We start from the raw sequence: 21,000 nt of genomic DNA on the forward strand, positions 1-21,000 counted from the left end.
ACCAAACTATCCACAGCAATTTTTCTTTGGATGTTTTTTAGTGACTTTGCACTCTTGTTGCTTCTTATCAAGCTGACGCTTTAATTCACAGCCACTTGCACAACTTGCACAAGGATTTTCATTATTTTTCGTACTGCGAAAAAAATTATAAATCCCATATACCATACGAGCCACGCATAACACTATTAGTAAAGCAACTACCCATTCCTGCCAATCCCAGGTCATAAAAACAATCCTCCTATCTGATAAACAGCAAAAGTCAATACCCATGCCAATACAGTGGTATACCCCGCCGTGAAAAATGCCCATTTCCAACTTCCCGACTCCTGTTTTATAGCTGCAAATGTAGCAATACATGGAAAATATACCAACACAAACAACATATAACAGAAAGCGACAAACGGAGTTATCGGAATCCGCTCTCCTAAAGTGGTATCATCCACATTAGCATCATTTGTATAAAGCACACCGAGCGTACTAACCACCAATTCTTTCGCACCAACTCCGGAAATCAGACCAATGCCCAACTTCCAATCAAATCCCATAGGTTCGATTATCGGCTCGATTGCTTTTCCGATCTGCCCTATATAAGAGCTCTCTTGCTGTTCGGCAACCGTCTCATAAGCATCATGATTGGGATAATACCCCAAGAACCAGATAATGACAGATGCAATCATTATAATTCCTCCCATCTTACGAAGATACTGTTCACCTTTATCCCACGTATGACGGAAAATAGCTTTCATTGTAGGCATACGATAAGGCGGCAGTTCCATCACAAACGGAGTATCATCACCCTTAACCAAAAACTTGCTGAACAAACGAGCCAACAGCACTGCCAGCAAAATACCGATACAGTAAATAGAAAACAATACCAATCCTGCATTGTTCGGGAAGAAAGCGCCTACCAACAACAAATAAATCGGAAGACGGGCGCTACAGGACATCAACGGATTGACAAGCATCGTTACAAGACGGCTTTTCCTGTTTTCTATGGTACGGGAAGCCATGATAGCGGGAACATTACATCCGAATCCCATAATAAGAGGAATAAACGATTTGCCGTGAAGTCCCATCTTATGCATTATTTTATCCATGATAAAAGCTGCACGAGCCATATATCCGGAATCTTCCATAAGGGAAATAAAGAAATAAAGGATCAAGATGTTAGGCAAAAAGACGATCACCCCGCCTACTCCACCAATAATGCCATCTATCAACATATCTTTCAACGGCCCCTCGCCCATATGATTATTGATCAGACTCCCTAACGCCTCTACCAACCATTCAATTCCCATCATCGGATACTCCCCAAGCACAAAAGTACCTTCAAACATGATATACATGAAAAGGAAAAAGATGGGATATCCCCACACACGATGTGTCACGATGGCATCAAGGACCTTCGTCATCTGCGCCTTCTCCTGATGATTGTCAATAAATGTCTCTTTTAATGCACCACTAATAAAACCATATTTTGCATCGGTAATAGCAGATTCGCTATCTTCATTCAATGCAACCATGATACGTTTCGCTGCCTTATCGCGTATCCGGATAATTTCTTCCGAATTGGGCAACGTACGAATAATACGTTCAACATCAGGATCGTTTTCTAAAAGTTTTATCGCAAGAAAACGAGTGGAATATTTAGAGCGGATGGCTTCATTTTTCGAGATTTCCTCTTTTACCGCATCAATGGCTTTCTCCAAATCAGGGCCATGGTTGATGTGAATATGACGGAACACGCGTTCCCCCGATTTATGAGGATGAACATAATCTTCCAAATGTTCTTCGTGATGAGTTTCGTCTACGTGGGTACGATGCCAGTCTTGCAGTTCTTTTGCAACTTCCGGATTTATATTTCCATTTTTATCAAAGAAATCACCCCCTTCATAAAGATTGATGATAACATGGAACAGATGATCGATACCTAAATTCTTTTTACAAACAGTAGGAACCATAGGCACGCCGAAAAGTCTGCTCAGCAATCGATAATCGAGAGTATTGCCACTGGACTCAAGTTCGTCATACATATTAAGGGCAATAACCATGCGGACGTTCATATCGATAAGCTGAGTCGTAAGATAGAGATTACGCTCCAGATTGGAAGAATCCACAACGTTAATGATCACATCCGGAGTTTCATCAATGATATGCCGGCGCACATAAATTTCTTCGGGTGTATAGGCCGAAAGAGAGTAAGTACCGGGGAGATCGACTATCTTAAAATGATAACCTTCAAAGTCAAAATACCCTTCTTTAGCATCGACAGTCACTCCGCTATAATTACCCACATGCTCGTGAGCACCGGATGCGAGATTAAACAAAGAAGTCTTTCCACAATTCGGATTACCAACCAAAGCTACATTAATAGTTCTTCTCTTCCCAAGTGCCAACCGCTTCAACTCTTCCTCACCCGGATAAACATTTTCGCTTATGCCTTGATGATAGTCCTGATGCTGATGCACCTGTTCTGCCGCTTCTTGTTCACTGATGATTTCTATCATGTCGGCCTCCTGCCGGCGAAGCGAAATCTCATAACCTAATACTTTGTATTTAATGGGGTCTTTAAGGGGGGCGTTGAGTAATACTTCTACGGTCTTACCTTTGATAAAACCCATCTCGACAATACGCTTACGGAAGCCTCCGTGGCCGAGTACCTTAACAATAACACCCTTCTCTCCTGTTCTTAATTCGGACAAACGCATACTTTGTTCTATTAATTTTCTGCAAAGATAACGGATAAGTTTCTACGATACAAATTATTTAGAATGTTTTTAAATAGAGATACTTTTCACACGAAACGACACGCCAAATGTTACAACAATCAGACCGGTTTAATTTTATTATTCGAATCATTTTATAAATTATTTATAATATGTTTATCTTTGCAACATGATACGTAAAAAGGTTGCACAATATATTGATAACGAGCATTTATTTTCTTCAAAAGCCCACATTATCGTAGCATTGAGCGGTGGTGCCGATTCGGTGGCATTGCTACACATTCTTCATACATTGGGATATAATTGCGAAGCCGCACACTGCAACTTCCATCTACGGAAGGAAGAATCAGACAGGGATGAACGGTTCGTTCGGGATTTATGTGCGACAATGAAAATACCCTTGCATATTGTGCATTTCGAGACAGAACAATATGCAACCGAGAATAAAATATCGATTGAAATGGCAGCGCGTGAATTGCGCTATCGCTGGTTTGCAGAGATAAAAAAACAGACAAATGCCGATGTCATCGCCGTGGCTCACCATCAAGATGACAGCGTAGAGACGGTATTGCTTAATTTTATACGTGGGACAGGAATAAACGGATTATTGGGAATACGGCCTAAAAACGGAGATATCGCGCGGCCGCTTTTATGTATCGACCGAAAAGAAATTATTGATTACCTGCAAAGCACCGGTCAGCAATACGTGACGGACAGTACAAATCTGCAAGACGAATACACCCGCAACAAAATACGTCTGAACCTGTTGCCACTTATGCAGGAAATTAATCCGGCAGCAAAAGAACATATTATCGATACCAGTAATTATCTGAACGATGTAGTGCGTATATATAATAAAGGTATAGATGAAGGGAAACAACGGATAATGGAAAAAGGCAATATCCGTATCACTGCATTGCTAAACGAACCCGCCCCGGAAACACTGCTATTCGAAATACTCTATCCGTTGGGATTCAACCCGGCACAAACTAAAAACATCCTGACTGCATTAAATAAACAAGCAGGCAAACAATTTATAAGCAAAGAAGGTTGGAGAATAACGAAAGACAGAGAATATCTGCTGATAGACAAAAAGGAAGAAAAAGAATACCCTCCTTTCAAACTAATCAGAGAAGAAAGAGAATACACAAGGGATTTTATTATTTCCCGCGACAAACACATTGCCTACTTTGATGCTGACAAATTAGTCGAAAAACTCAGCTTAAGAAAATGGCAGACGGGAGATACCTTTATCCCTTTTGGAATGAAAGGAAAGAAAAAAGTAAGCGACTACCTGACAGACAGAAAATTCTCCGTCATCCGGAAAGAACAACAATGGATTCTATGCTGCGGGGACAAAATAGCTTGGGTAATAGGAGAACGGACCGACAATCGTTTTCGAATAGACGGGAACACAAAAAGAGTAATCATCCTAAAGATTAACGAGGAATAATGTGCCAATTCCTCTTCCGCTTGCTTTCCGTTATTCGGTTTCAGCGTGCGAAAGAGGATTTTTATTGATAGACTATAAGATTGTTTTCGGATCTTTCTGCCGGGTAAAACACTGCGAAAGCAACACAGCAAACGGAGTATCATACACTCTCGCCTGTTGCGTACATGATTTAACACAAGCACAACACTTAATACACTTTTCTGCATCCGTTTGTGTTTCATTACCTTTCAATATGGCGCCTGTCGGACAATGACGTACACATGCACCACAATGCGTACAAAGACTTTCGTCTTCCAACCACGGTGTACGCGGCAAAGGCACACCGCTCTTACGTAGTTTTATCACCTTACGCAAAAAGCGAAATAACGGAAAAAAAGGTTGTCGCGGCCGGGGAATAGCCCGGACATCAATCGGATAAAGAGTTTCCAGGCTGGAAGCTGCTTCTACTTTGGCTTTCAATTTCTTGCCGAATTCCACTGCTAATTCCAAATCATTAGAGTCAGGACGCCCTGCCGCAATCGGATATTTCGCACTGCTATAAGAGTGTTCACCTATAAAAGTCGCCCCGGCAATTACCTTAAATCCATTCAGTAAAACAAAGGCATCCAGTTCCGTCAAAGCTTTCTCATAAGCACGATTACCATAAACCACTACCAATGCTATCGGAGTATCGTTACCCCGGATACTTTCCAGACGCTCCATTGCCAACGGAGCTACATGTCCGCCATATACAGGAACTACCACAACAGCCAATGCAGAAGTCGGAAGCTCCATTTCTTCAACCGGTTTTAAGGTTAAATCGGTCGTTGAAAAATTAGTTATTCCTATTCCGTGAACAATTGCTTCACCTACTTGTTTAGATGTGTGGGTAGGCGAAAAATAAATAAGATGAGCTTCAGTAACTATCATAATGTTCAATTTTAAGTAACAAAGTTACTACAAAAAAGAGAAATGCGGAAAGATATAGTGATAGAATTGAGTTACAAGGGTTTCAGTCGTGCTTCCGATTATTCGTGAAGCCATCGCAATCACCGCTGAAGCCAAATCAGGACGCCGCTACGTTACTTGTCCGTAACCATGCACGGAATGGCGACAAACGGACACGGATAACGAAACAAGGCGTTAAGGATTAGTGAGTTACTGACAACTCACGCAACAAATCCGGTTACGGAAAAAGATTGCGCCGTTCCTCCCCGTTTTGCGTACCGGCGACGGACTCTTCACCAACTAATTTTGAACCTAAAAAAATAAGGACGATGAAGAGTACATTTTCAGTAATCTACTACCTCAAACGTCAGGTAGTGAAAAAGGACGGGACAGTACCCGTCATGGGACGCATTACGGTGGACGGCAGCCAAACGCAGTTCAGCTGCAAACTGACCGTCGATCCCAAGCTGTGGGACACCAAAGGGGGACGTGTCACGGGCAGAAGCTCGGCGGCACTCGAAACGAACCGCATGCTCGACAAGATGCGTGTGCGCATCAACAAACACTATCAGGAAATCATGGAGCGTGACAACTTCGTCACGGCGGAGAAGGTCAAGAACGCCTTTCTCGGACTGGAACATCGCTATCACACGCTGATGCAGGTGTTCCGGCAGCACAACGAAGACTACGAGAAACAGGTGGATGCTGGCATGAAAGCCAAAGGCACGCTCCTGAAGTACAGGACCGTTTACAAGCACCTGCAAGAGTTCCTCACCATCCGCTACCGCGTGAAGGACATCGCGCTGAAAGAGCTTACGCCCGCCTTCATCTCCGACTTCGAGATGTTCCTGCGCACGGACAAGCACTGCTGCACCAACACCGTGTGGCTGTATGTCTGCCCCTTGCGGACGATGGTGTTCATCGCCATCAACAACGAGTGGCTCACACGCGACCCATTCCGGGAGTATGAAATCAAGAAGGAGGAAACGACACGCAGTTTCCTGACGAAAGAGGAAATCCGGCTGCTGATGGAGGGCAGGCTGAAAAACGCCAAGCAGGAGCTTTACCGCGACCTCTACCTGTTCTGCGCCTTCACGGGCCTGTCGTTCGCCGACATGCGCAACCTGACGGAAGAGAACATCCATACCTACTTCGACGAACACGAGTGGATAAACATCAACCGCCAGAAGACGGGCGTGGTGTCCAATATCCGCCTGCTCGACATCGCAAAGCGCATCATCGACAAATACCGGGGTCTGTGCGGGAACGGCAGGATTTTCCCCGTTCCCCACTACAACACGTGCCTTGCCGGAATCCGTTCCGTCGCCAAGCGTTGCGGCATCACCAAGCACATCACGTGGCATCAGAGCCGACACACGGCAGCCACGACGGTGTTCCTCTCCAACGGCGTACCCATCGAAACGGTCAGTTCCATGCTGGGACACAAGAGCATAAAAACGACGCAGATATACGCGAAAATCACCAAAGAAAAGCTCAACCAAGACATGGAGAACCTTGCCGCAAGGTTGAACGGCATCGAGGAATTTGCAGGTTGCACCATCTAAAAAGAAAAGCCATGAAACGTGACATAATCATCATAGAGGACAAGGCGGTCAGCGTAACCGGTAACGAGATATGGATGACCTCCACAGAAATCGCCGGACTGTTCCACACGGGCGTCCCGGCAGTGAACGCCGCCATCAGAGCCGTCCGCAAGCCGGACGTGCTGAACGACTACGAGGTGTGTCGCTACATGCGGCTTGAAAACGGGCTTTCAGCCGACGTGTATTCGCTGGAAATCATCATCCCCATCGCCTTCCGGCTGAACACCTACCATGCACACGTGTTCCGCACGTGGCTGGTGGGCAAGGCACTCTCGAAGGAAAAGCGGCAGGCATACGTGATGTTCATACAGAACGGAAAAGCCGGGTATTGCTAAACACGCATAAAAAGAAAAAAGAAAAAGGAAACGGACAGCCCGTATGGAGTTGCCCGTTTCCTTTTTTCATGCAGCCGCCTTATTCCATCGGCTTGCGGTAGTTCGCCTCCAATAGTTCACGCAACCCCGATTCGGGGTAAAGCACCTTCCCTCCCAAAAGTATAAAGGGCAGCACCCTGTTGTTGCGGTACTCCTGCAAGGTGCGGCGGCTGACACGGAGCAGTTCCGCCACCTCCCTGTCCGTCAGGTAACGCTCCCCGTCCAACGGCGGGCGGTAACTTTCCAGAAAGGCGGAGAGCCATTTCGAGCCTTTGCGCATGTTCTGCACGACGGTGGCAAGCGGCTCGTCCTCCATCGTAAACACTTCATTGTTCTCGTTCATCATAACTTCGGATTCAGTGGGTTGTGAATAATAAAAATCAAATCATTTTCCGCCGGGATAGAGCGTGCCGACAAGCGGAATGAGCCTTTTGACCTCCTCCGGCTTGTAATAGAACCTGCGGTTTATCTGCGAGTAGCCGATAAGCCGCCTGTCACGCAAAGTCTGCAACGTGCGCGGGCTGATCCTCAACTGCCCGCAGACCTCCTCGCCCGTGAGCCACCTTTCCATCCGCCCGCCGTCGCTCCTGCGCCTCAGGGCGGCTACCTTCTCCGCGAGGGCGTTGAAGGACGCCACCATCATCTCGAAGGTCTTTTTCTCGATAGATACTATTTCCATAAGCAAAACATTTCAGAGTTTGCCGCAAAGGTAACGAAGCCGCCTTGAACACGTACCGTTTCCCGCTAAAAGGCAGCTTGTTGCGCCGTCTGTCCGGGTTACGGAGCCATTATCCGTAAAAATCTTACGTGAGCCACGTAGTGAGCTGTTAAAGCCCATTTGGTTTATTGCCGAATTTTGTCGCAGAAACATAGCGCAAGCCGAGCGCAGAACGTCAAGCCCGCTTGAACGGTATGCCGAGGCGCAGCCTATGTTCATGCAAATAAACCAAAAGAAAGAACTGAATATGAAAGTGATAACGATGGAAAGTTCCGCCTTCACCGCATTGACGGAACAGATAGCCGAGATAGCGGCACACGTGCGTGCCGTTTCCGGCGGTAGGAAGGAAGAAGCTCCCGACAGGTTGCTCACCACCCGCGAGGCGGCGCACCTGCTGAACGTGAGTTGCCGCACCCTCCAGCGCATGCGCAGCGAACAGCGCATCGCCTATGTCGTGCTGCGCGGCAAGTGCCGCTACCGGCAGTCGGAAATCGACCGCCTGCTCGAAGACAGCACCGTTACGGGCGAAGCCGCGACACCGGAACAGTTGAAACGCAACCACACGCTGCGCACGGGCGGCAGACCCAAAGGAAGGAGGACGTAAGACATGGAACTGCTTACCCGCAACAATTTCGAGAACTGGATGCAGAAGGTGATGGAACGGCTCGACCGTCAGGACGAGATGCTGCTCTCCATGCAGCCGTCCGGCAAAGCCCCGAACCCGATGGACGGGATCAGGCTTTTCGACAACCAAGACCTGTGCATACTGCTCCAGATCAGCAAGCGCACCCTGCAACGCTACCGCAGCATCGGCGCGCTGCCCTACAAGACGCTCGGCAAAAAGACCTATTACAGCGAGGCGGACGTGCTGACGTTCCTCTCCGAACATGTAAAGGATTTCCGCAAGGAAGACATAGCCTTCTACAAGGCTCGTATCCATAATTTCTTTCAAAAATAACCATTAAAACATTTTTCAGATGGCAAAGAAAAAAGACGAAAAGGACGTGCTGGTTGTCCGTGACGAGAAGACGGGCGAAATCAGCGTGGTAGCCGGGCTGAACGCCGACGGCTCCCCCAAGCGTATCCCCGCGAAAGCGGAGAACGCGCAGAGTTTCCTGCAATTCGACCGGCACGGCGACGTGCTGGACAACTTCTTCAGGAACTTCTTCCGGCAGTGCAGGGAACCCAGCCGCTTCGGTTTCTACCGTGTCGCGGCGGACCAAGCCGACAAACTGCTGGAGGTTATCAAGGACTTGCTGAAAGATCCCGACGGCAACAAGGAGATGCTTGCGCCCCACAAGGTGGACACCTCCGGCTACGAAAAGAAAGTACAGGAGGAGCAGTCCGCCGAAAAACAGGAACAACCGGAACAGAAACAAGATGACGAACCTAAAAAACAGGAAGAAATGGAACAGAAAAACGAACAGAATCAGGAAAGTCCTCAGCAGACGCAGGGCAACCGGGGCTACCAGCCCATCGACGAGAGCAAGATCAACTGGCAGAAGTTGGAGGAGAAATGGGGCGTGAAGCGCGACGACCTTGAAAAGTCGGGCGACCTTAACAGGATGCTCAACTACGGCAAGTCCGACTTGGTGAGGGTGTCGCCCAATTTCGGCGGAGAGGCTTTCGAACTGGACGCCCGCCTCTCCTTCAAGAAGGACGGCGAGGGCAACGTCAGCCTTGTGCCGCACTTCATCCGCAAGGAGCAGAAGCTCGACGACTACAAGGAACACAAGTTCTCCGACGATGACCGGAAGAACCTGCGCGAAACGGGCAACCTCGGCAGGGTCGTGGACCTCGTGGACAGGGAAACGGGCGAGATCATCCCCTCGTTCGTCAGCATCGACCGCAAGACGAACGAAATCACGGATGTCTCGGCCAGCAAGGTGCGCATACCGGAACGCATCGGCAAGACGGAAATCACCAAGCAGGAGCAGGACATGCTGCGTGCCGGTCTGCCCGTGCGTGACAAACTCATCGAACGCAAGGACGGCAGGAAGTTCGTCACCACCCTGCAAGTGAACGTGGAGCAGCGCGGCGTGGAGTTCGTGCCGGGAACCGGCAGGTCGCCCCGTGCCGTCCAGACACAGGAAAATAAGGAGAAACAGGCGCAAGGTACGGAAAACACAGCCAACACGAACAAGGAGCAACGCCGCAACACGTGGACGAACGCCGACGGCAGCATCCGCCCCATCAGCAAATGGAGCGGCGTGGACTTCACCGAGCAGCAGAAAGCCGACTACGTGGCGGGCAAAGCCGTGAAACTGGAGAACGTGACCGACAAGCAGGGCTTCCACGCCACGATGTACATCAAGTTCAACCCGGAGAAGGGACGCCCGTACCGCTACGACACCAACCCCGACAACGCGCAGAAGGTCGCGCCTTCCAACGAGAGCCGCACGCAGGTGGCGGTGAACAGCGAGGGCAAGACCAACGAGGCTACCAAGAACCTGAAGGAGCCGTTGCGGAAGGGACAGACCGCCCCGAAGGACACCGCGCAGCAACAGCAGCAGGAGAAGCCGCAAAAAAGAAACAATAAGGGCATGAAGATGTAATCCGGTGTCCGCCACTAAATCCGAAGTAACATTTGTAAAATTCAAAACGACAGAAGAATATGAAGACAATCATTGCAGAAAAGCCGTCTGTGGCACGTGAGATCGCCCGTATCGTGGGCGCGACAAAGAGAGAGGAAGGATATTTCGAGGGAGGCGGCTACGCCGTGACTTGGGCGTTCGGACATCTCGTACAGCTTGCCATGCCCGACGGCTACGGCATACGCGGCTTCGTCCGTGACAACCTGCCCGTCATCCCCGACACCTTCACGCTCGTCCCCCGTCAGGTAAAGACGGAGAAGGGCTACAAGCCCGACAGCGGCGTGGTGACGCAGATCAAGACCGTCACCCGGCTATTCAAGGAAAGTGAACAGATCATCGTGGCGACCGATGCCGGACGCGAGGGTGAGCTTATTTTCCGCTACCTCTACCATTACACCGGATGCGCCACCCCGTTCGTCCGCCTCTGGATAAGCTCGCTTACCGACAAGGCTATCCGCGAGGGACTGCGCAACCTTGAAGCGGGCGGCAAATACGACGACCTCTATCTTGCCGCCAAAGCGCGGAGCGAATCGGACTGGCTCGTGGGCATCAACGGCACGCAGGCACTCTCCATCGCCGCCGGACACGGCACTTACTCCGTCGGGCGGGTGCAGACACCTACATTGGCGATGGTGTGCGCACGCTACTGGGAGAACCGCCGCTTCACGCCCGAAGCCTTCTGGCAGCTCCATATCGCAACGGACGGCTGCGACGAAGGAACTGTGAAGTTTTCCTCTTCCGAAAAATGGAAAGAGAAAGAGCCCGCGACGGAACTGTATAATAAGGTGAAGTCGGCAGGCACAGCCACCGTCACGAAAGCCGAACGCAAGGAGAAGACGGAGGAAACACCGCTCCTGTACGACCTGACCACGCTCCAGAAGGAAGCCAACACCAAGCACGGCTTCACGGCGGAACAGACGCTTGAAATCGCGCAGAAGCTCTACGAGAAGAAGCTCATCACCTATCCGAGAACCGGAAGCCGCTACATCCCCGAAGACGTGTTCGCCGAAATCCCCAAGCTGCTCGCCTTCATCGGGGCTTTGCCCGAATGGAAAGGCAAGGTGCAGCCGAAAGCCGTCCCGACACGCAGAAGCGTGGACGGTAGCAAGGTGACGGACCACCACGCCCTGCTCGTCACGGGAGAGAAACCGCTGTTCCTCTCCAAAGAAGACAACACCGTCTATCAGATGGTTGCCGGGCGCATGATCGAGGCGTTCTCCGAGAAATGCGTCAAGGACACCGCTACCGTCACGGCGGAGTGTGCCGGAGTGGAGTTCACGGTGAAAGGCAGCGTCATCAGGCAAGCCGGATGGCGTGCCGTATATGGTGAGGAGGACAAGGAAGAAACCGCCATCCCCGGCTGGCGGGAAGGCGACACGCTGACGTTGAAAGGCTGTTCCATCACGGAGGGAAAGACCAAACCCAAGCCGTTGCATACCGAAGCAACCTTGCTCTCGGCTATGGAAACGGCGGGCAAGGACATAGAGGACGACGCACTCCGTCAGGCTTTGAAGGACTGCGGCATCGGCACGCCCGCCACCCGTGCCGCCATCATCGAAACGCTCTTCAAGCGCGGCTACATGGAACGCTGCAAGAAATCGCTTGTGCCGACAGAAAAAGGGCTTGCCCTTTACTCTGTCGTGAAGACGATGCGCATCGCCGACGTCGCCATGACGGGCGAATGGGAGAAGAATCTGGCACGCATCGAGCGCGGGGAGCTGCCCGCCGACACCTTCTGCAAGGAGATAGAGGCGTACACAAAGGAGATTACCTCCGAACTGCTCTCGTGCGACAAGCTGTTCGCCCGCAGGGATTCCGGCTGCAAGTGTCCCAAGTGCGGAACGGGCAGTATGCAGTTCTACGGCAAGGTCGTCCGCTGCGACAACGCGGACTGCGGGCTACCCGTGTTCCGCCTGAAGGCGAACCGCACCCTTTCCGATGACGAGATCAAAGAGCTGCTCACCGATGGGCATACGAAGCCGCTCAAAGGCTTCAAGAGCAAGCAGGGCAAGAGCTTCGACGCCATAGTCGCCTTTGACGGGGACTATAACACGACTTTCGTGTTCCCCGAAAGGAAAACGAGCAGGAAATTTTCAGGACGGAAGAAATAGTATTAACTTTGCCACTTGTTCAGAGTAATGAATTGTTCTTCGATACCGGATTACACTCATACTTTGGATTTAGTGGTGGCACTCGGAGGGATACCGAGTGCCTTTTCATTCTCCTTTTCAGACGATTATCCCCATCATTATCAACCCACTAAATTCCAAAGTAATGAACAACAAGAAGAAAAACGAAGGTCAGACCGACTTTTCCTATTACGGTCTGTACCTGCTGGACTATCTCCGCACGAACAGGTTTGAACAGGCTTCCGACGATGCCTTCATCCGGGAACGTGCCGACCGTGCCGCCGAAACGTATGAGCGTGCGCGGCTCGAAGGCTATCCGTCCGAGGGGGCGCAGGAGTTGGCGATGGACACGCTCCTGCGTGGTCTTCGCTATTCCAAGTACGCCATCCTCCGCGAAGTCGTGGAAAACGAGTTTGCCGACGAAGTGCCGGAAAAGAAACGCGAAGCCTTCATCCGAAAGCTGCTGCCGCCTGTCGGCAACGTATTCTCCGCCTATGATCTTTCGGACGACAACTTCGCCCTGTCGCCCGAATACGACCTGCTCTACACGGAGCTGACGGGAGCCGTCGTCCTTTATATCGGGGAATATGGCGTTTAACCGCAAACAACGGCTGCGGGACAACATCGAGGCGATACGGACGGCATTCATCCTTGACAGGGAACGGAGGACGGCAACCGCCGAGGAACAAGCCATACTTCGGAAGTATTGCGGTTTCGGCGGGTTGAAGTGCATACTGAACCCGGCAAAGGAACTGACGGATGCCGTGCATTGGGCGAAATCGGACCTCGAACTGTTTGCCCCTACGGTGGAACTGCACAGGCTGGTGCGTGAAAACAGCAAGGACGATACGGAGTACAAGCGGTACGCGGATGCCATGAAGCAGTCCGTGCTGACCGCATTCTACACACCGCCGGAGATAACCGGCACGATTGCGGAGGCTCTGCATGAACACGGCATACGTCCCGACCGTGTGTTGGAGCCGTCGGCGGGCGTGGGCGCATTCGTGGATGCCGTGCTGGAAAACAAGCCGGACGCGGACATCATGGCTTTCGAGAAAGACCTGATGACGGGCAAGATATTGGGACACCTGCATCCCGACCAAAAGGTAAGGGTGCAGGGATTCGAGAAGATAGAGAAGCCCTTCACGGATTATTTCGACCTTGCCATCTCGAACATCCCGTTCGGCGACGTGGCTGTGTTCGACCCGGAGTTTACAGGAAGCCAAGACCCGGCAAGGCGTTCCGCACCGAAGGCAATACACAACTACTTCTTCCTGAAAAGCCTTGACGCTGTGCGTGAGGGCGGCATCGTGGCGTTCATCACCTCGCAGGGGGTGCTGGACGCACCGTCCAACGCACCCATACGCGAGTATATGATGCGTAATGCCAATCTGGTGGGTGTCGCACGCCTGCCGAACAATCTCTTCACGGACAACGCGGGTACGGAGGTGGGCAGCGACCTGATTATCCTGCAAAAGAACAGCGGAAAGAACGGGGAACTGTACTACAACGAGAAACTTTTCATGCAGACCGAACAGACGCCCATCGGCACTTCGGTGAACGGGTATGTATGGAGCATCAGCTCTCTTTCCAATACGGATTTAATCAGAGGCACAGACCCTTACGGGAAACCTGCCTATCAACTCCTGCACCGGGGCGGCATCGGGCAAATGGCGGAGGACTTGCGGGAACATCTGAAAATCGAGTTGCATCAGTTTGACAAAGAACTGTATGAAATGTACAGCCTGCATCCGGCACAGGGGAAAAGCACGGTTACGGAAACCATTTCCATACCAGTTGTCACTCCTGAGATACAGCCACGTAATGAAATGGCAGCCAAGCCCGAAGCGGTAACACCGCAGCCGGAGGAAGAAAAGCCGGAGATAGAGCCGCACCGTCCCGATTATTCGGAGGGCGTGCAGCTCTCCCTGCTCGACCTCTGGGGCATGACCGAGGAGGTACGCAAGCAGGAAGCACCCTCCAAGAAGAAAAAGACGGCGAAAAAGGAAAGCCCGGCAAGACGTATGCCTCCCAAACCGCAGGCGCAGGTTACGCCGAAGGTTACGACCGCACCGCCACAGCCGTCTGCCGCACCACCGACGGAGAACAGGGACAGCCAAGAAACAAAGCCGGTGAGTGTCGCAGCCAAAGCCGATCCGGATGATATTTACGCCACTTTGGATTGGGATACCAACCCGCCCATCAACGGCTTCTATGAAATGATGATGGACCTCACGCCGGAGCGACGCAAGGAGCTTCGCAGGCTGGCGGCACAGCATCAGGAGAAACGGCAGCATGTCCCGGACGTGAAAGCCGCACCGGAGCAGGAAACACGGCAACCCGAAACGCAGCCGGAAGTTGCCGCCACTCCTGCCGCTCACGCAACGGAAACGGCTGCAACCTCCCTTTTCCCCGAAATGGAAGCGGAAAAACCGGAGGAGGAACCTCTCGACCTTTCTCCCCGTCCGTTCAACGGCATGCTGGAGCCGCACTATCGTGACGGCTCTATGGTACTGGATGCTTCACGCAATCTCGGTTATTTGAAAGACCTCACGCCTTACGGCGCGACATTCCAACCGCTTGACCTGACTGGCTACCAGAAGGAGAAAGCGATGTTGTATGTGTCACTCCGTGATTCATACGAGCGGCTTTACCGCTACGAGGCGGAGTATCACGATGAAGGGTCTGCACAACGCATAGCGTTGAACACCTGCTACGATGAGTTTGTCATGCGCTACGGCAACCTCAATGCCAAGCAGAACGTGAAACTGTTGATGATGGATGCCGCCGGGCGCGACATCCTTTCGTTGGAACGTGCGGAAGACGGCAGGTTCGTCAAGGCGGACATCTTCGAGCGTCCCGTTTCCTTCTCGGTGGAGAGCCATGCCAACGTAAGCTCTCCCGAAGAGGCACTCTCCGCATCGCTCAACAAGTTCGGCACGGTCAATCTCGACTATATGCGGGAGATAACCGACAGCACGGAAGAGGGATTGCTTGACGCCCTCAAAGGACGCATCTTCTACAACCCGCTCGTAACCGGTTACGAGATAAAGGACAGGTTCATCGCCGGGAACGTGATAGAGAAGGCGGAGCGCATCAAGGCATGGATGGGTGACAACCCAGAAAACGGGCGTATGCCGGAAGTGAAGCAGGCGTTGTTGGCTCTGAAAGAAGCCGAGCCGCCGCGCATCGCCTTCGAGGACCTCGACTTCAATTTCGGGGAACGCTGGATTCCGACGGGCGTGTACGCCGCCTACATGAGCCATCTTTTCGACACGGACGTGAAAATCGCCTACTCCGCAAGCATGGACGAGTATTCGGTGGCGTGCGGCTACCGCACCATGAAAATCACGGACGAGTTTTTAGTGAAGGGCTATTACCGGAACTATGACGGTATGCACCTGTTGAAACACGCCCTGCACAACACCTGCCCCGACATGATGAAGTCCATCGGCAAGGATGAGCATGGCAATGACATCAAGGTGCGCGACAGCGAGGGCATACAGCTCGCCAACGCCAAGATTGACGAAATCCGTAACGGGTTCTCGGAATGGCTGGAAGAGCAGTCGCCGCAGTTCAAGGAACGGCTGACGACAATGTACAACCGCAAGTTCAACTGTTTCGTGCGACCGAAGTATGACGGTTCGCACCAGACGTTTCCCGACCTCAATCTGAAAGGATTGGCAAGCCGGGGTATTCAAAGCGTTTATCCGTCGCAGAAGGATTGCGTCTGGATGATAAAACAGAACGGAGGCGGGATCTGTGACCACGAAGTTGGAACAGGTAAAACACTGATAATGTGTATTGCAGCGCATGAAATGAAGCGTCTGAACTTGGCGCACAAGCCGATGATTATCGGCTTGAAGGCGAACGTGGCGGAGATAGTAGCCACTTATCAGGCGGCATATCCTAATGCGAGGATTCTCTACGCTTCGGAAAAGGATTTCTCGACTGCCAACCGCGTGCGTTTTTTCAACAACATCAAGAACAACGACTACGATTGCGTCATCATGTCGCACGACCAGTTCGGCAAGATACCACAGTCGCCGGAGTTGCAACAGCGCATCCTGCAAGCGGAGCTTGACACGGTGGAGGAAAACCTTGAAGTGCTGCGGCAGCAGGGCAAGAACGTGTCGCGGGCGATGCTGAAAGGATTGGAGAAACGCAAGCACAACCTTGTGGCGAAGTTGGAGAAAGTGGAACACGCCATCAAATCCCGCACGGATGACGTAGTGGACTTCAAGCAGATGGGCATCGACCACATCTTCATTGACGAGAGCCACCAATTCAAGAACTTGACTTTCAACACCCGGCATGACCGTGTGGCGGGGTTGGGAAACTCGGAAGGAAGCCAGAAAGCCCTGAATATGCTTTTTGCCATACGAACTATACAGGAGCGCACGGACAAGGACTTGGGGGCTACGTTCCTGTCCGGCACAACCATTTCCAACAGTCTGACGGAATTGTACCTGCTCTTCAAGTATCTGCGTCCGAAGGAATTGGAAAGGCAGGATATCCGATGCTTCGACGCATGGGCGGCAATTTTCGCCAAAAAGACAACCGACTTCGAGTTCAACGTGACGAACAATGTGGTTCAGAAGGAGCGTTTCCGATATTTCATCAAAGTGCCGGAGCTTGCCGCCTTCTACAACGAGATTACCGATTACCGCACGGCGGAGGACGTGGGTGTGGATCGTCCGCGTAAGAACGAGATACTGCATCACATACCTCCCACGCCCGACCAAGAGTATTTCATCAAACAGCTGATGCAGTTCGCCAAGACGGGTGACGCCACGCTGCTGGGCAGACCGCCCCTGTCGGAAACGGAGGAGAAGGCGAAGATGCTTATCGCCACCGATTACGCGCGGAAGATGGCTCTCGACATGCGCATGATAGACCCGCATTATGAGGACCACCCCGACAACAAGGCTTCCCACTGCGCCAAGACGATTGCGGAGTATTACCACAAATACGACGCGCAGAAAGGCACGCAGTTCGTGTTCTCGGATCTGGGAACATACCAGCCGGGCGACGGATGGAACGTGTACAGCGAGATAAAGCGGAAGCTGACGGAGGACTACGGCATCCCGGCAAGCGAGGTGCGCTTCATTCAGGAGTGCAAGACCGACAAGGCACGCAAGGGGGTGATAGACGCCATGAACGCCGGAACGGTGCGCGTGCTGTTCGGTTCCACTTCCATGCTCGGAACGGGTGTGAACGCGCAGAAACGGTGTGTCGCAATCCATCATTTGGATACGCCGTGGCGTCCATCCGACCTGCAACAGCGTGACGGACGCGGAGTTAGGGCGGGCAACGAGATTGCCAAGCGTTTTGCCGGGAACAATGTGGATGTCATCATCTACGCGGTGGAAAAGTCGTTGGACAGCTACAAGTTCAACCTGCTGCACTGCAAGCAGACGTTCATCTCGCAGCTCAAAAGCGGGGCGATGGGCGCACGTACCATCGATGAGGGGGCTATGGACGAGAAATCGGGCATGAACTTCTCGGAGTACATGGCGTTGCTCTCCGGCAATACCGACCTTTTGGACAAGGCGAAACTGGAGAAGCGTATCGCATCGCTTGAAGGGGAACGCAAGTCGTTCAACAAGGGCAAGCGCGATTCGGAGTTCAAGCTGGAAGCCAAGACGGGGGAACTGCGCAACAACACGGCTGTCATCGAAGCCATGACGGAGGACTGGAACCGTTTTCTTTCCGTTGTGCAGACTGATAAGGAAGGTAGTCGCCTTAATATTGTCAAGGTGGACGGCGTGGATTCAACCGACGAAAAAGTTATTGGAAAGCGTTTGCAGGAGATAGCCAAGAACGCCACGACGGGCGGTTTGTACAAGCCTGTCGGGGAGATTTACGGTTTCCCGATAATGGTGGTCAGCGAGAGGATACTCAAAGAGGGGCTGGAATTTACCGACAATCGCTTCGTGGTGGAAGGGAATTACAAATACACCTATAACAACGGGCATCTGGCGATGGCTGACCCGGTAGCCGCCGCACGTAATTTCCTGAATGCATTGGAGAGGATTCCGTCCATCATCGACCAGTATAAGGCGAAGAACGAGGTGCTGGAAAAGGAGGTTCCGCAGTTGCAGGAGATAGCGGGCAAGGTGTGGAAGAAAGAGGACGAACTGAAACAGTTGAAGTCCGAACTTGCCGCGCTTGACCGCAAGATACAGTTGGAGCTTGCGCCGCCCGCGCAGGAAGTCACCGAAAAAGAAAAGAACGGGCAGGAGATCAAGCCAGATGCGGAAGGTGTACGGAGCATATCGCCACAACAAACCGATGATGTCCCGCAGATTCGCAGCCCGATGGATAAACGAAGTCCGTCTGGCAATTTCATTGCCAATCATATCATTATCGGGCGTCCGGGTTTTCAGTTTAAGGATGAAAACCGATCGAAAGGGATAAAAATTTAAAATTATGAATTTTATATAAAATATTAATAGGGGCTATCCAAAAGGTCTAAAAGTAAATCTTATCCCCTCTGCAAGTATCTGTAGAAGAGTGATTGCAAGAATTTCTTTCTTTTTGGGCAGCCTCTATTAAATTTATTTATTCTTTCTTGATTTATGTTTATAAACATTATACCAAAAACATTCCAACTAACCTTGTTTATGTTTTGTCAGCCACCATTTGCACAACCATATTTGACTCCCAAAGAGAGTGAATTCGATAAGATAACTTGCTGCATACCCACAATAAGGGGCTAAATAGAATACGAATGGGAAATAGATAACAGTACCGACAACAGATTGCGTTATGTAGTTGGTTAAACTCATTTTACCATAAAGCTGTAATGTGGAAACCGCTTTTTTGACACGTTCCTTATGACACAATAATATGAACGAGAATATTTCTACAGAATCATCAGTAAAACAGAAAAAAATACTAATTTTGTTTTTGATGATCATTTCAAAAGGAATTAGAAAAAATGTCTAATTCTAACTTATAGAGGAAAAAGCAACAATTAAATATTAAAGAATAAAAGATACGAAAAATATGACGCCAAAAGAGATACTACAAGAATGGATTGACTGCTTCAACGCCGCCGATGCAGTCGCTTTGGCAAACTTATACGCTCAGGATGCCATAAACCATCAAGTCGCAAACACCCCGGTTATAGGAAAAACAGCTATCCATAAAATGTTTGTAAATGAATTTGCAACCTCAAAAATGGTTTGTATTGTTGAGCATATATTCGAGGATGGAGAATGGGCTATCATGGAATGGAAAGATCCGCTCGGGTTGCGAGGATGCGGATTCTTCCATGTGCAAAACGATAAAATCGTTTTCCAAAGAGGTTATTGGGATAAGCTCAGCTTTCTCAAACAGCACGGTTTAACCGTAGAGAATAGTGATAAAAATCCAAACACATAACACCGTCCGATATGGGAATCATCATTCATTCTTTAGAGTCCGTTTCTTTCAAAGATTTGTATGCGGCATTCTCATCCGCATTCAAAGATTATGATTTCTCTTTGAATGCGGATGAATTGCGACGCATGCTCGACCGACGAGGATACAATCCACAACTATCTTTCGGAGCATTTTTCGAAGGACGGCTGATTTCTTTTGTGTTTAACGGAACAGGCATGTACAACAACATCTTGACGGCCTATGACACAGGGACGGGAACCGTACCTTCATTCCGGGGATTACACCTAACCCAAAAAATATTCACTTTCAGCCTCGAATTGATATATCAACAAGGAGTTCGGCAATATGTACTGGAAGTTTTGCAACACAATCACAAAGCAATAAAAATATATCGCAAATTAGGCTTTGAAACACAGAGAAATTTCAACTACTACTCTGCCAAACTGAGCGATATTGTTCCTGTATTGCAAGTAAACCATACCGCATGTCGCATACTCCCATCGGATTTAAAAAACTGCCTTAACCAAACGGCCTGGTTCGATTTTCATCCTTCATGGCAAAATGACAGGGCTTCACTGGAACGCGGAATCGACAATTTGGACATATTGGGAGCTTATGAAAGAGAAGAACTTGTCGGATTTGTTATCTTTGAACCGGCATCAGGCGATATTTCATCCCTCGCAGTTGCAAAAGATTACCGGCGTAAAGGAATAGGTAAGTCCTTGCTTAAAAGTGCTGTCAGTCATTTTCAAAGCGATGTACTCAAATTTACTAATGTTGATTGCGATTGTGAATCAGTCACTGGTTTCTTGTCATCATTAGGACTTACCCCAAAAGGACAACAGTTTGAAATGGTCAGAAAAATTTAACCTACATTTATATGAATAGCCCTCATCATCAAATAACGGTTCTCAGCTATACGCAGGCAGGGATTTTAACCACTGAACTTCCTACGAAGAACTGAACTTTAAATTTACCACTTAACTGTCCTACGAAGCACGAAAGCCCTGCTTGCGTATAGGTGATGTTATGCGGTCGGTTTTCATTTTCTCTTCTTTCTCGTTAATTTGTCAAGCAAAGTTACTA

16 protein-coding genes and 1 pseudogene are annotated in these 21,000 nt (G+C 50.3%); 11 read left to right on the plus strand and 6 right to left on the minus strand.

The genetic code is table 11. The annotated features are described in order from the left end of the window. Nucleotides 1–6 precede the first annotated feature (6 nt). Nucleotides 7–225, minus strand: a complete 219-nt coding sequence (locus RB604_RS18700; RefSeq protein ID WP_005930226.1) for a hypothetical protein — start codon at nt 223–225, stop codon at nt 7–9. Then, nucleotides 222–2,708, minus strand: coding sequence for a ferrous iron transport protein B (feoB, locus tag RB604_RS18705; protein WP_055294182.1), 2,487 nt, complete (start codon nt 2,706–2,708; stop codon nt 222–224). The genes RB604_RS18700 and feoB overlap by 4 nt, the downstream gene beginning before the upstream one ends. 187 nt (nt 2,709–2,895) lie before the next feature. Here feoB and tilS point away from each other — a divergent pair, with 187 nt between their 5' ends. Next, a complete protein-coding gene (tilS, locus tag RB604_RS18710; protein WP_055294184.1) occupies nt 2,896–4,179 on the plus strand; it encodes a tRNA lysidine(34) synthetase TilS in 1,284 nt (427 codons plus the stop codon). Nucleotides 4,180–4,251: 72 nt separating this feature from the next. On the opposite strand, the gene RB604_RS18715 is transcribed toward tilS, so the two are convergent. Beyond that, nucleotides 4,252–5,088 carry a 4Fe-4S binding protein gene (locus tag RB604_RS18715; protein WP_055294186.1) on the minus strand — a complete coding sequence of 279 codons (837 nt, stop codon included), beginning with the start codon at nt 5,086–5,088 and terminating at the stop codon, nt 4,252–4,254. Between the two features lie 347 nt (nt 5,089–5,435). On the opposite strand from RB604_RS18715, the gene RB604_RS18720 reads away from it, so the two are divergent. Both RB604_RS18720 and RB604_RS18725 read left to right on the plus strand, forming a co-directional pair. Further along, on the plus strand, nt 5,436–6,671 hold the full coding sequence (locus tag RB604_RS18720) for a site-specific integrase (protein ID WP_008645569.1): 1,236 nt from the start codon (nt 5,436–5,438) through the stop codon (nt 6,669–6,671). 11 nt (nt 6,672–6,682) lie between these two features. Next, nucleotides 6,683–7,045, plus strand: coding sequence for a virulence RhuM family protein (locus RB604_RS18725; RefSeq protein ID WP_008645570.1), 363 nt, complete (start codon nt 6,683–6,685; stop codon nt 7,043–7,045). A gap of 79 nt (nt 7,046–7,124) precedes the next feature. Here the strand turns inward: RB604_RS18725 and RB604_RS18730 are convergent, their stop codons facing one another. After that, nucleotides 7,125–7,430 (minus strand): helix-turn-helix domain-containing protein, encoded by a 306-nt coding sequence (locus RB604_RS18730; protein ID WP_008645571.1) that lies wholly within the window; start codon nt 7,428–7,430, stop codon nt 7,125–7,127. Nucleotides 7,431–7,469: 39 nt separating this feature from the next. Further along, the gene (locus RB604_RS18735; RefSeq protein WP_032535412.1) at nt 7,470–7,763 is read right to left on the minus strand and encodes a helix-turn-helix domain-containing protein; all 294 of its coding nucleotides are present in this window, start codon (nt 7,761–7,763) and stop codon (nt 7,470–7,472) included. Nucleotides 7,764–8,049: 286 nt separating this feature from the next. Here RB604_RS18735 and RB604_RS18740 point away from each other — a divergent pair, with 286 nt between their 5' ends. The 6 genes from RB604_RS18740 to RB604_RS18765 all read left to right on the plus strand — a co-directional run bounded on the left by RB604_RS18740 (nt 8,050) and on the right by RB604_RS18765 (nt 18,953). Continuing rightward, entirely contained in the window at nt 8,050–8,406 is a 357-nt protein-coding gene (locus RB604_RS18740) for a helix-turn-helix domain-containing protein (RefSeq protein WP_032535420.1), read from the plus strand. Nucleotides 8,407–8,409: 3 nt separating this feature from the next. Beyond that, nucleotides 8,410–8,760 (plus strand): helix-turn-helix domain-containing protein, encoded by a 351-nt coding sequence (locus tag RB604_RS18745; protein WP_008655857.1) that lies wholly within the window; start codon nt 8,410–8,412, stop codon nt 8,758–8,760. A gap of 19 nt (nt 8,761–8,779) precedes the next feature. Beyond that, nucleotides 8,780–10,357 carry a DUF3945 domain-containing protein gene (locus tag RB604_RS18750; RefSeq protein WP_008645573.1) on the plus strand — a complete coding sequence of 526 codons (1,578 nt, stop codon included), beginning with the start codon at nt 8,780–8,782 and terminating at the stop codon, nt 10,355–10,357. 59 nt (nt 10,358–10,416) lie between these two features. Beyond that, nucleotides 10,417–12,507, plus strand: coding sequence for a type IA DNA topoisomerase (locus tag RB604_RS18755; protein WP_008645574.1), 2,091 nt, complete (start codon nt 10,417–10,419; stop codon nt 12,505–12,507). Between the two features lie 163 nt (nt 12,508–12,670). Then, nucleotides 12,671–13,123, plus strand: coding sequence for a DUF1896 domain-containing protein (locus tag RB604_RS18760; RefSeq protein WP_008645575.1), 453 nt, complete (start codon nt 12,671–12,673; stop codon nt 13,121–13,123). After that, nucleotides 13,113–18,953 carry a helicase-like domain-containing protein gene (locus RB604_RS18765; RefSeq protein ID WP_008655861.1) on the plus strand — a complete coding sequence of 1,947 codons (5,841 nt, stop codon included), beginning with the start codon at nt 13,113–13,115 and terminating at the stop codon, nt 18,951–18,953. The genes RB604_RS18760 and RB604_RS18765 overlap by 11 nt, the downstream gene beginning before the upstream one ends. 186 nt (nt 18,954–19,139) lie before the next feature. On the opposite strand, the pseudogene RB604_RS18770 reads toward RB604_RS18765, so the two are convergent. After that, a pseudogene (locus tag RB604_RS18770) lies at nt 19,140–19,418 on the minus strand (DUF418 domain-containing protein); the annotation flags it as partial. Between the two features lie 118 nt (nt 19,419–19,536). Between RB604_RS18770 and RB604_RS18775 the strand changes: the two are divergent. Then, a complete protein-coding gene (locus tag RB604_RS18775) occupies nt 19,537–19,914 on the plus strand; it encodes a nuclear transport factor 2 family protein (protein WP_007366528.1) in 378 nt (125 codons plus the stop codon). Nucleotides 19,915–19,925: 11 nt separating this feature from the next. Then, on the plus strand, nt 19,926–20,783 hold the full coding sequence (locus tag RB604_RS18780; protein WP_007366527.1) for a GNAT family N-acetyltransferase: 858 nt from the start codon (nt 19,926–19,928) through the stop codon (nt 20,781–20,783). Nucleotides 20,784–21,000 lie beyond the last annotated feature (217 nt).

Source organism: Bacteroides salyersiae (assembly GCF_031172035.1).
Classification (GTDB): domain Bacteria; phylum Bacteroidota; class Bacteroidia; order Bacteroidales; family Bacteroidaceae; genus Bacteroides; species Bacteroides salyersiae.